The organism is Mycobacterium sp. pUA109, from assembly GCF_041287095.1.
Lineage (GTDB): Bacteria > Actinomycetota > Actinomycetes > Mycobacteriales > Mycobacteriaceae > Mycobacterium.
The window spans coordinates 48,200-59,502 of the sequence record NZ_JBGGKS010000014.1; the positions used below are offsets into that span (position 1 = coordinate 48,200).

8 protein-coding genes are annotated in these 11,303 nt (G+C 64.6%); 2 read left to right on the top strand and 6 right to left on the bottom strand.

Going from position 1 to position 11,303, the window contains the following annotated elements:
* Nucleotides 1-50: 50 nt before the first annotated feature.
* The gene (locus ACAG26_RS16905; RefSeq protein ID WP_370484179.1) at nucleotides 51-1,205 is read left to right on the top strand and encodes a glycosyltransferase family 4 protein; all 1,155 of its coding nucleotides are present in this window, start codon (nucleotides 51-53) and stop codon (nucleotides 1,203-1,205) included.
* Between the two features lie 10 nt (nucleotides 1,206-1,215).
* On the opposite strand, the gene ACAG26_RS16910 is transcribed toward ACAG26_RS16905, so the two are convergent.
* The gene (locus tag ACAG26_RS16910) at nucleotides 1,216-1,353 is read right to left on the bottom strand and encodes a hypothetical protein (protein WP_370484180.1); all 138 of its coding nucleotides are present in this window, start codon (nucleotides 1,351-1,353) and stop codon (nucleotides 1,216-1,218) included.
* A gap of 425 nt (nucleotides 1,354-1,778) precedes the next feature.
* On the opposite strand from ACAG26_RS16910, the gene ACAG26_RS16915 reads away from it, so the two are divergent.
* Entirely contained in the window at nucleotides 1,779-2,729 is a 951-nt protein-coding gene (locus ACAG26_RS16915; RefSeq protein ID WP_370484181.1) for a ParB N-terminal domain-containing protein, read from the top strand.
* Between the two features lie 91 nt (nucleotides 2,730-2,820).
* Here ACAG26_RS16915 and ACAG26_RS16920 read toward each other — a convergent pair whose 3' ends face one another.
* The 5 genes from ACAG26_RS16920 to ACAG26_RS16940 all read right to left on the bottom strand — a co-directional run bounded on the left by ACAG26_RS16920 (nucleotide 2,821) and on the right by ACAG26_RS16940 (nucleotide 11,018).
* Nucleotides 2,821-3,471 carry a GAP family protein gene (locus tag ACAG26_RS16920; RefSeq protein WP_370484182.1) on the bottom strand — a complete coding sequence of 217 codons (651 nt, stop codon included), beginning with the start codon at nucleotides 3,469-3,471 and terminating at the stop codon, nucleotides 2,821-2,823.
* Nucleotides 3,472-3,501: 30 nt separating this feature from the next.
* Nucleotides 3,502-5,232 (bottom strand): AMP-binding protein, encoded by a 1,731-nt coding sequence (locus ACAG26_RS16925; protein ID WP_370484183.1) that lies wholly within the window; start codon nucleotides 5,230-5,232, stop codon nucleotides 3,502-3,504.
* A gap of 49 nt (nucleotides 5,233-5,281) precedes the next feature.
* Complete coding sequence (gene pe / locus ACAG26_RS16930; protein WP_370484184.1) at nucleotides 5,282-6,412, bottom strand: acyltransferase PE; 1,131 nt, start codon at nucleotides 6,410-6,412, stop codon at nucleotides 5,282-5,284.
* A 57-nt stretch (nucleotides 6,413-6,469) separates the two neighbouring features.
* Nucleotides 6,470-9,466 carry an RND family transporter gene (locus tag ACAG26_RS16935; RefSeq protein WP_370484185.1) on the bottom strand — a complete coding sequence of 999 codons (2,997 nt, stop codon included), beginning with the start codon at nucleotides 9,464-9,466 and terminating at the stop codon, nucleotides 6,470-6,472.
* A gap of 130 nt (nucleotides 9,467-9,596) precedes the next feature.
* On the bottom strand, nucleotides 9,597-11,018 hold the full coding sequence (locus ACAG26_RS16940; RefSeq protein ID WP_370484186.1) for a condensation domain-containing protein: 1,422 nt from the start codon (nucleotides 11,016-11,018) through the stop codon (nucleotides 9,597-9,599).
* Nucleotides 11,019-11,303 lie beyond the last annotated feature (285 nt).

An 11,303-nucleotide genomic window follows, 5' to 3' on the forward strand; every position in this document is an offset into this window, starting at 1 on the left:
CGCTGCGCCCGGCTCCGCCGCGCTGGCGATCGCCGCTACCCTGTAACCCAATGTCTGGTGTCCGTGCGGTCCTCCTGTTGTGCTGGCGCGACACCGGACACCCGCAGGGCGGCGGCAGCGAAACCTACCTGCAGCGCATCGGCGCGCAGCTGGCCGCCTCGGGCGTGGCGGTCACGCTGCGTACCGCCCGCTATCCCGGCGCGCCGCGGCGCGAGGTGGTCGACGGGGTGCGGATCTGCCGCGCCGGCGGTCGCTACACCGTGTACCTGCGGGCATTGGCGGCGATGCTGGCGGCCCGGATCGGCTTGGGCCCACTGCGGCGGGTGCGACCGGACGTGGTGGTCGACACCCAGAACGGTTTGCCGTTCTTGGCTCGGCTGGCCTACGGGCGACGGGTCGCGGTGCTGGTGCATCACTGTCACCGCGAGCAGTGGCCGGTGGCCGGGCCGGTGCTGGGCCGCATCGGCTGGTACGTCGAGTCGATGTTGTCGCCGCGGCTGCACCGCCGCAACCAGTATGTGACGGTGTCGCTGCCGTCGGCGCGAGACCTGGTCGACTTGGGTGTGGACGGCCAGCGAATCGCGGTGGTGCGCAACGGTCTTGACGAAGCGCCCGCGCAGACGCTGTCGGGTGCACGGGCGGCCGCACCGCGGGTGGTGGTGCTGTCCCGACTGGTGCCGCACAAGCAGATCGAGGACGCCCTGGAGGCGGTCGCGGCGCTGCGCTCAACGGTGCCTGGCCTGCATCTCGACATCGTCGGCGGTGGGTGGTGGCACCAGCGGCTGGTCGACCATGCGGCGCTGCTCGGCATCACCGACGCGGTGACCTTCCACGGCCACGTCGACGACGCGGCCAAACACGAAGTGGTGCAGCGATCGTGGGTGCATGTGCTGCCCTCCCGCAAGGAGGGCTGGGGCTTGGCGGTGGTTGAGGCGGCCCAACACGGCGTGCCGACCATCGGCTACCGGTCCTCGGGCGGGCTGGCCGACTCCATCGTGGACGGGGTCACCGGCGTGCTGGTCGACGACCGTGAGGAACTGGTGGGTCGGCTCGAGCAACTGCTGGCCGACCCGGTGCTGCGCGACCAACTCGGGACCAAGGCGCAGGCCCGCAGCGCCGAATTCTCCTGGCAGCAAAGCGGCGACGCGATGCGCGAGGTGCTGCAAGCGGTCCGCAACGGGCACTACCTCAGCGGCGTGGTGTAACGCCGGGGGCCTACCACCACTGCGGCCACGACAAGTGGGCGTCATCGACGTCGAGCAGGTGCAACATCTTGTGCCGCCCCCGGTACACATTGAGCGCAGCGCCGACGTGGTGGCGGCGGGCGAACCCCGCCGCGGCGACCCAGAACATACAGCCGAACGCGGTCAGTGGTGGCGAAACACCGTTTGCCACAACTAGTGGTGGGCGTCGTATCGGCTGTGCCGCCGATGGCACTCTCGGCGACGCAAATGTTGACAGTTAGCCCTCGACTGCGTTACCTACTCTAGAGTAAGCTACTCGAGCGTAAGGTACGTGACGACGTGTTCATCAACCGGCACTGCTGTGGGTACCCCGAAGCCCGTCTGACGGTCCTGGGCACCGCTCCGTAGGCCGTCGTCGCATACCAGGAAAATAGCTCGGGCTTTAAGGGCGATGCCGCAAACAACGAGAGCAACGCGCGAAGCAGGCAGGCACTTCCTTTGATGCATGCGTATGGTAACTCCGACCCGTTGTCGGCGGATGCGGTGGGGGAATGGGTACGGCGAAGTAACTCCCTGCCGGTCGAGAATGTTCCGGTGGCGTCGATTCGCAATTCGTACACCCCGAGGAAGAACAAGACAAACGAGCACCATGTCAAGATCCTGGCACAATCACCGCTGCCCTTACCCCCGATAGTGATCCATCGGACCTCGATGCGGGTGATCGACGGCGTGCATCGGCTCCGTGCCACCGAATTACGCGGGGATAGCGCGATACCGGCGAGGTTTTTTGAGGGTACTAACGCTGAAGCTTTCGCGCTCGCCGTACATCTGAACGTCAGCCACGGGCTGCCGCTGACCCTGGCTGAGCGAAAGGCCGCGGCGCGACGAATTTTACGATCTTACCCCCATTGGTCCGATCGATCCATTGCGCAGATCGCAGGAGTATCGAACAAAACTGTGGGCAAATTACGAGAGTGTGCAACTGAGGAAATTTCCCAGTTGGGTCACCGGCTTGGGCGCGACGGAAAGATCCGACCGGCGAGTCCGGTTAATGGACGGCGACGTGCTGCGGAATTTTTGTCGATGAATCCACGCGCATCGTTGCGAGAGATAGCTCGGCAAGCGGGCGTCTCGGTCACCACCGCGCGCGATGTGCGGCGGCGCATCGACAAGGGCGAGAATCCCTTGCCCGATAATCCTGCCAAAAATTCGCGCCACCGCGCTGCACAAGGGGCTAACGCGACCGACGCCACCGAGGATCCATCCGTTGGCGGCCCGCGCGGTGTGCCGCGCGCCGGCGCGACGGTGTCGGCCGGCGTGCACGGGCACGATCTGCTCCAACGACTGAGAAAAGATCCCGCACTCAGGGGCTCCGAGAGGGGACGCGCGCTGCTACGGTTGCTGTCCACCGTCGTCGTTACCATTAGCACCTTTAACGAGTTGGCTGAGGCTGTTCCCATCCACTGCTCGGGCACCATCGCCGAAATCGCAAGAAAGTACGCCCGTGCTTGGCAAGAAATCGCGGACCAGTTCGATATTTCGTGAACCGAACCGCTTGCCAAGCTCGCTGACGGGGGTCAACGGCGACGAAGAGCGGTTCCGCAGAGCTACCTGCGGTCCTGCCGGGCGGGAGAAATCAGAGCCCGGCCACCCCGGCGGCGACGAACACGCAGCCCAGCGCGGCCAGCAGGGTGGCCACTTCACCGCGACGCCGGGCTCGAATCCAGGCGTGCAGCGCCGCGACCCACCTGGCGGTTGCCGTGGGCGCCAGGAGATAGGCCAGCAACGGAATCTCGATTAGCGCGAAGGCCACGATGTTGAAGATCACCAACACGGCGACCTGGGTTAGGGCCGCCGCCCCGGAGGCGAGGATGATCGCCAGCGCGGCCAGGTAGTCCACCGACGGCAAGGCGATGCCGAGACCGGCGATGCCCGCGACCGCCACCGACTCCCCGCTCAGCAGTCGCCTGCCCGGCGTCGCCAGTTTCGCCGGGCGCGCCCCCAACCGGCCGCGGATGTCGATGGCGACGAGCACCGCGACCGTGAGCGCCAGGAACCCGATCAGGATCTGCACTTTGGGCACCGTGACATAGGAGGACCCGAGCAGGGCGCGTCGAAAGACGAACAAAACGACCAGGCCGACGGTCATTCCCATGGCGAAGCCACCACACAAAAACGCGAGCAGTTGCAGCGCGGGGCGGGGCCGGTTCAGCATGAGGACGGTCATGCCGATGCGGAACGGTTCGACGCTGACGGCCAAGGCCATGACCAGGACGGTGACCAGCATGTCGGGTTGTGGGTGCGCCCCGCGGGCGGCTCAGGCGTCCAGCCGGGTGAATTGATCCTCACGGTACTGCTCGATGCAGGCGGCGCGCCGAATCTTGCCGCTGGTCGTGATGGGGATCGACCCGGGCGGTACCAGAACGAGGTCCCCGACATTCAAGCCGTGGGCATTGGAGATCGCGGAGGTGACGTCGCGCTTGACGTCGGTGAGCCAGTGCATCGACTCCTCGTTACCGCCGCGCTTTTTGAGCTCAATGATGGTGACCAGTTGTTCGGTACTGTTCAACGGCAGCGATATCGCCGCGACCCGACCACGGGTGATCTCCTGGACCGTCGCCTCGATGTCCTCGGGGTAGTGATTACGTCCCCGAATGATCAACAGGTCCTTGATTCGGCCGACGATGAACAGCTCGTCCGCGGAGATGAAACCCAGATCGCCCGTTCTCAGCCACTGCCCCTCGGGCGTGCCGGGCGACGGGTCGACCAGGGTGGCGCCGAAGCAGCCCTGCTCCTCCGGCGATTTGCGCCAGTAACCCTCGGCGACGTTGTCGCCGCGTACCCAGATCTCGCCGACCACGTCTTGCGGGCACTCGCGGTGGGTGTCGGTGTCGACGATCCGCAGCTCCGGTGATTGCGGCACTCGGTATTTGACCAGCGCCGTTCCGGCACCCTCCGCGCAGCGCTGAACGCGGCCCGCGGACAGCTCCTCAAGATCGAAGTGACCCGCCGGGTCTGCTTCGTTCCAGGTGCCCGTCGCGACGAAGACGGTGGCCTCCGCCAAGCCATAGGACGGGCGGATCATATGGTCCTGAAGATTGAAGTGCGCAAACCGATCGACGAAGCGGTGCAGGGTGGCCGGCTCGACGCGTTCGGCACCGTTGATGATGCCCAGGACTCCGCCGAGGTCGAGCCCGGCCAGGTCACCGTCGGTGGTTTTACGAGCGGCCAGGTCAAAGGCGAAGTTCGGCGCCGACGACCACGCGCACGGATTTTCGGCCAGCGCACGCATCCACCTGGCCGGCCTTTCCAAGAACGCAACCGGACTCGTCAGTTCGGCGTGAAAGCCGCTGAGGATGGGGGCGCAAACACCCAGCATCAGTCCCATGTCGTGGTAGAAGGGTAACCACGACACGATCGTGGTGTCCGAGGGGATTTTGGCGTTCGCGGAAAAGCCGCGCATCAGCTGTTCGAAATTCACCGTGAGGTTGCGGTGCGACATCATGACGCCGGTGGGCAGCCGGGTCGACCCCGAGCTGTACTGCAAATACGCGATGTCCGGCGACTCCGCCGCCGCAACGCTGGGTGCGCCGTCGACGTCGAGGTTCAACGAATCGACTTCGACGATCTTCGGCGCGGTGTCCATCGGTGATTGGTCGACATAATCCCCCACGTCGGCCGCCACCGCGGATGTGGTGAGAACAACCGACGGCGAGGTGTCGGTAAACACCGCACCGACCCGCTCATGGCTGGAGCCGCGGTGCGGCAACGGCAGCGGGACCGCGATAAGCCCAGCCTGGATGGATCCCAGGAACGCCACGATGTAGTCCAGGCCCTGCGGAGCCAGGATGACCGCCCGGTCCCCCACCGACGCCTGCAGGCGGATCTCCCGTGCCATGTTCAGTGTCCGGCGGGACAGCTGCGACCAGGTGAGATTCTCGGGTACGCCCGCCCAGTCGTTCTCGTAATTGGTGAACGTGAACGCGACGTCGTGGGGCCGCAGGCTGGCACGTCCGTGCAGCATGGAGAGGATCGATGACTGGGGCATAGGCGTCACATTACGTCCGGACTAACTAGTCGAATTTATGGGCTAAATATCAGTGGTCGGGTTCGCCGGTGTGCGACAACACGGACATGGCACCGCTGAGGATCTGCGAGACCGGGTCAGCGCCGCCGCCGAAGGTTGCCTGGTTGGCCGGCGCAGTGACCTCCGCGGGATCGAAGCCGTGCACCGGGTCCACCTGAACCGGAGCGGTGGACGGGTCGTCGTTTCGTGAGTAGCCCGCATCCACGCGGGGCATCAGGATCGCGTCGAGCTTGTTCAAGGTGTCTTCGTCAATCCCGACGTACGCCAACGGCATGACCAGCGGAAGGTGCTTTTCCGGGACCATGATCGTCGTGTCTTTCGCGCCCTTGGAGTTGATCGTGGTTCTGATGTTCTGCGGCGGCACCATGCTCGCGTTGGTGAAGGCCACCGCGGTGTGGCCAGTGGCAAGGCCCATGAGCGTGTTGGCGAGGGCAAACAGGTTGTCCGGCCGGTCGGGGAAGTCTGCGATCGAGTCGTACGCGGCCACGAACCGATAGGTGTCGTACTGGCTTTCGTACGGCGGCGGCATGGTGTAGTCGAGGGCGGGAACAACGCTGCCGACCGGGAACGTGGCGGTCAGGAAACTCTCCCCGAAGGCGTGACGCCCGATCGGGTCGCCGAAGGTGGCGAAGTTCAGCGTATGCGGCGGGGGAGCGGTCGGGTCATTGACCAGCCGGGCCTGCTCGCCGTCGACCACGAAGCCGCCCTCGGACAAGCCGATCGCCGTACCGGGGCGACCGGTGGTGCGGAACGCCCCATCGAGGTTGTCGATTCCCTCGTCGACGGACTCGCCGACGCTGGGGCCGTCCAGCCCCAGGCCGGGGAGTAACTCTTCGCCGATCTTGCCGATGCCCGGGAAGAGTCGTTCCAGTACGTGGCCCTGGACCTGGCCCGCCGGGTAGCGGACGATTTGGCGCTGCTGGCCGGGGAACCATTGGGCTCCCTCCTGGCGGATGTACTCGTCGTAGGGAATACCCAACACGTGAGCCCCGCCGAGGGCGTATCCGGTCTGGTCGCCCGGCGCGCCGGGGGTCGGCGGTCCGCCGATGGCCGTGTCGTCGGCCACGCTGGCCCCGACGCCGAAGCATCCTATGGCGCTGACAGTTACCAGAGTGGTAACTCCTGCGAGTAGTTTCTTCATCCCTACTCCTGCCCGTTCGGCTTCGTTTCGTAGTCTCACATACATCACGACTGCGCGCTAACCCTCTCCGGCCGCCGACCGCGCCAGCGGCCGCCGCGAATCCAGTCGTGACGGCCACCAGGCCGCCCGCCCCACCAGCGCGGCAATGGCGGGCACCGTTACGGTGCGGACCAAGAAGGTATCCAGCAAGATTCCCACCCCGATCACGAAACCGCCTTGCACCACAGTGCCGATGCTCGAGAACAACAGACCGGCCATCGAGGCGGCGAAGATCAGACCCGCCGCGGTGATCACACCGCCGGTCGAACTCAGGGTGCGAATAACGCCGTAACGCACGCTATGCGGCGACTCGTCACGCATTCGGGAGACAAGCAGCATGTTGTAGTCGGCACCCACCGCGACCAACACCACGAATGCTAGCGGCGGCACACTCCAATGCAATTGTTGGCCGAGCAGGAATTGGAATACCAGCACACCAATACCCACCGCCGACAGGTACGAGATCACCACGGAAGCCACGAGATACAGCGGTGCGACAATCGCACGCAGCAGTGCGATCAAGGTCAGTAGCACGACGATGAGGGTCGCAGCGATGATGAACCGGATGTCGTGCCCGTAATAGTCGCGGGTGTCCCGCAGACTAACGGTGTATCCCGCCATCGATATCTTGGCGTCCGCCAACGCCGTATTCGGTTGCGCTGCCCGAGCGGTCTCACCGATGGCGTTGACCTGATCCATGGCTTCGCTGCTGAACGGATTGAGTTTGGTTTGCACCAGGTAACGCGCCGAATGGCCGTCCGGCGAAATGAATACCTTGGCCGCCTTCGTGAACTCGTCTAGGTGCAGCACCTGGGCCGGGACATTGAACCCTGCCATTCCCGGCTGTGCCGCGTCATGTTTCAGCGACAACAAAAACGCCGACGCCTGATCAAGCCCGGCGCCCATCTGTTTGACCTGGTCGACGAGCTGTGCCACCGCATCGGCCACTTGCCGGCTCCCGCCGGCAACCTTGTTCGCGCCATCTTGCATGCTGCCCAGGTTGGCCTGCAGCCCGCCGGGCTGGTCCATGCCCATGGAATGCATTACCTGGGTGAGGTTGCTCAACGCACCACGCACCCGCTGTATCGATGCGTTCAGGGACTTCTTGTCCGGGATCGCTTGCAGTTGCCCGGCCAGCTCGCTGATCGCGTCGAGGTCTTCCTGATCGCGCCCACCGGTGAGCCGTTCGAAGGCGCCGCGGGTGGCGCTGCAGGATTCATCGAGATCGCAGACCGGGTTCCCTTGCAGCGCCGTCAACACCGGGCCGATCCAGGCGAACAGGTTCTTGCCGGCGGTGAAGTTCCAGCCCATGGCGTTGCTGAGCGAGTTGACGTGGTCGACGAGCTTGGCTGCGGTGTCGACCTCCTTGACCAAGGTGTCGCCGCTCTGCTGGTTTTTCACCGAGGAGAAAGAATCGGCCAAGTTTTGGACACTGGCAGCCAGCTGGGTGACTTGGCCGCGCACGTGGCTGAGGTTGTCGGCCAGCGTACCGGCCCCGTCGGTGAGCCGGTTGAGGTCAGAGGTGTGGTCGTTGATCAGACTGGATCCGTCGGCCAGGAAGGTGCCGATGGCACCGGCCTGATACGTGGCCTTGAATTCTTCTGGCACAGCTCCGGTGGGACGAGTGATACCGCTGACAGCGGCGATATTCGGCAGTTGGCTCACTCGGTGTGCCATTTGCTCCAGGTCGGCCAGGGCCTGCGGTGTGCGCAAATCACGCGGCGATTGGACGAGGATGTACTCCGGAATCGACTGATTGACCGGGAAGTGCCGATCCAACGCGGCATATCCCAGGGAACTCGGAGCGGAAGACGGCAGGGCCTTGCGATCGTCGTAGTTATAGCGCACCAAGCTGGCGCAGCTGGCCAGGGCGATCAGCACCAGCACACTGGCAAGCAGGTGGACCTTCGGCCGACGCACAATGCGGATCCCCGAACGTCGCCAAAACCGCGCGGTCAGCTCGCGTCGGGGCTTGACCCAGCCCCGTGGCCCGGCGATCGCCAGAATCGCCGGCAGCAACGTCACGGCGGCAAGGAATGCCACGCCAATCCCGATCGCCGACGACGTTCCGACCGTCTTGAACACGCCCATTCGGGCGAAGCTAATGACCAGAAAAGTGATGCCGACGGTGGCCGCGGATGCGGCGATCACCTTTCCGATCGAGCCCATTGCCCCCTTGACCGCCTGATCGGAATCCGCTCCCGTCCGCAAATGGTCGTGATAGCGGCTTATCAGAAATACCGCGTAGTCGGTTCCGGCGCCGGCCATTATCGCGCTCAGAAATACGTTGGACTGATTCGAGATGCCCGAGCCGGTCAGCTGCGAGAATCCAGCCACTGCCGCCTGGGCGATGACCAGGGACAGCCCGATCGACAGTAACGGCAGCAGCATGGTGACCACGCTGCGGTAGATCACCAGCAGGACGAGGAGCACCAGCACGCCGATCGCCAGCTCGATGGGCATCCGATCCCGATCGCCGGCGACGGTGAGGTCAGCGACGGTGGCCGCCGGACCGGTGAGGTTTGCCGTCAGCGGCGTGCCGGCCACGGCGTGGTTGACGATGTCGCCAATGCGTTTGAAAGCGTCGTAGGACCGGGGCGTGCCCAACTCGCCCGCCACCCCGACCGGCAGCACCCACGACTTGTTGTCCTTGCTGGTCACCACCGAACGCAGGGGTGGCGTGCTGATGAAATCCTGCAACATCAGCACATCTCGCGTGTCCGCGTGCAGGGTGTCCACCAGTTTGCGATATGCGGCTTCATCGGCGGGGCCGAGCCCCTTGTCGTCGGTCAGCACCACCAGCAGGAGGTTGTCGCCGCCCGATTCGTGAAACGCCTCGGTCATCTTCCGCGCGGCGACGCTCGACGGCGCGTCGCTGGGCAAGATCGCCAGCGGATGCCGCTGGGACATCTCGTTCAGGGAGGGGACCATCAGCGGTAGCGCGACCGCTATCGCCACCCAGGCCCCGACGACGACCCAGGGCCACCGCACCACAAAATCGGCTAGCCGTCGCATGTTGCCCTCACCCCGGTCGGCGCAGTCGCATGCACCCGCCGGCGACACCGGCGGACACTGCAGTCAAACTGCGCAATTTCGTTCGAAATCGCGCGTTTCAGAATGGCGCAAGCCACGGAATCGCTCGACACTACGCGACGCGTCCCCAATGCCCGCTATCAGCGACCCGCATGCACACGGACCGCATCGCTTCCATATAGCGCGTAACTGATTTCTCAGCGACCGGGTTGTCGGGGTGCATGATCGCCATGACCGTGCCCTCGCCGTACCGGAAGATATAGATGGTCAGCTGATACGAGTACCGGCCGTCCGGGTAGATCCCGATATTGTTTGCAAGGCCCATGTCGGCTGCCGCAAGAATAGCGTTGAGCGGAGCAGCGCCGCCGTGAAAGAAGTTCGACACCGGAAAGTTTGGCTGTGGCCAGTTCAACCACGGCGCCAATTCCCGTACGCGGTAATACGGTACCTTCGCCATGTCCAGACCGGAATCGAAGGAGGTCTGCGCTGCCCATGCGGCCTCGGCGAAGGATGTCGCAGCTACCGGCACGGTGATCGGGATCAAGCCGGTAAACCAGCCCTGCGTCATAAAATTGTCGGCGGCGGTGCGGGAATCCCTGGGAGTCAGCCCGTAATACGTGAGCGCGCCGGTGAACTCGTGTTCCACCAGGGCCAGGCAGGCGAACAAGCCGCCGACAAAGCGCGCGCCGGCCGCCGTGCAGGCTGATTCGAATCGCTCCGTTTGGGCCGGGTCCATCAGGGTTTCGGAGGTCATGACACTGCTGGTCGACTCCGACGGGTTACCCAGCGGGAGGGGGAATTCAGGAAAGCTTCCGTTGTTGTTTTCGGCGAAGTCAATCCACGCGCGTACCCCGGGCGAATCCAGGGTCAACTGAGAGGTGTACTCCCGCTCGCGGACACAGAAGTCATCAAAGCTGCCGGCATCGGGAAGCGTAAGGGGCGCACCACCTCCGCTCAACGCCGAATACATGCCGTTGGCTTCCAGCATCGTGGTGCCGATCAACGTGGCGTCCCCGTGGACGTGATCCATCGCGGCAAAAAAGGTGAAGTGGTTCTCGCATTGGACGATCCCGAAGGTGAAACAGCCCCACTCGAGCGGATTTGGGATGTCCACGACGTGCGCGTGTATTTCGTCGACCGTCATGGTGCCGTGATCGATCGGCGTGAACTCAATATCGGCCGGATCGGTGATGGTACGCCTGATGAACTCGCCATTGCCGGTGTCTTCGAACCAACTGCGGAACGTGTCATGCCGACGCAGGTAGGCGTTTAGGGCGTGGTCCATGGCGGAAACATCGCACTGTCCCGGCACGTCACAGCTAGCGATGATCTGCCGCGAAAAGCCCTGGCCCGAGGCGGTCTGTTCGCGGTAATTACGCAGGTGTTGGCCCTGCATGTAGCTGATCGGCACGGAGCTGACCGGCGCTTGACGGGCCTTCTCGGCCGCCGCCGGGGTCGGGTGCCAGGAGGTGACTGAGCCGGGGGTCAACGTCCATTCATCGAGTGAGCCGACCGTAATTTTCCCGATGCGCAAAACTTCCTTCTCCTCGGCTGGACTTGAAAGGGCTCCCGACCCGGGGTCAGGATAACCCCCCCGGCAGCCACTGTCGCGGTCCATGTATGGATGCGCATGTAACGGCACGCGAATCCGGTGGCCCGGGGCGGAGACGGATCGGCTCGGCGTGGGACTTAGGCCAGCGGCCTTACCTGGCGATAGGTTCTCGGGGCCGACGTGACCCTTGCAATACTGGCCGGCGGCGGGGATTCTGTTGGGCGACCGGGCCGCCTGCGGGGGAGCGAATCTGGACTGAACCGAGGC

Coding starts and splice junctions, on each gene's coding strand:
- ACAG26_RS16905 (WP_370484179.1), top strand. CDS start 51: ATGTCTGGTGTCCGTGCGGTCCTCCTGTTGTGCTGGCGCGACACCGGA.
- ACAG26_RS16910 (WP_370484180.1), bottom strand. CDS start 1,353: ATGTTCTGGGTCGCCGCGGCGGGGTTCGCCCGCCGCCACCACGTCGGC.
- ACAG26_RS16920 (WP_370484182.1), bottom strand. CDS start 3,471: ATGCTGGTCACCGTCCTGGTCATGGCCTTGGCCGTCAGCGTCGAACCG.
- ACAG26_RS16925 (WP_370484183.1), bottom strand. CDS start 5,232: ATGCCCCAGTCATCGATCCTCTCCATGCTGCACGGACGTGCCAGCCTG.
- pe (WP_370484184.1), bottom strand. CDS start 6,412: ATGAAGAAACTACTCGCAGGAGTTACCACTCTGGTAACTGTCAGCGCC.
- ACAG26_RS16935 (WP_370484185.1), bottom strand. CDS start 9,466: ATGCGACGGCTAGCCGATTTTGTGGTGCGGTGGCCCTGGGTCGTCGTC.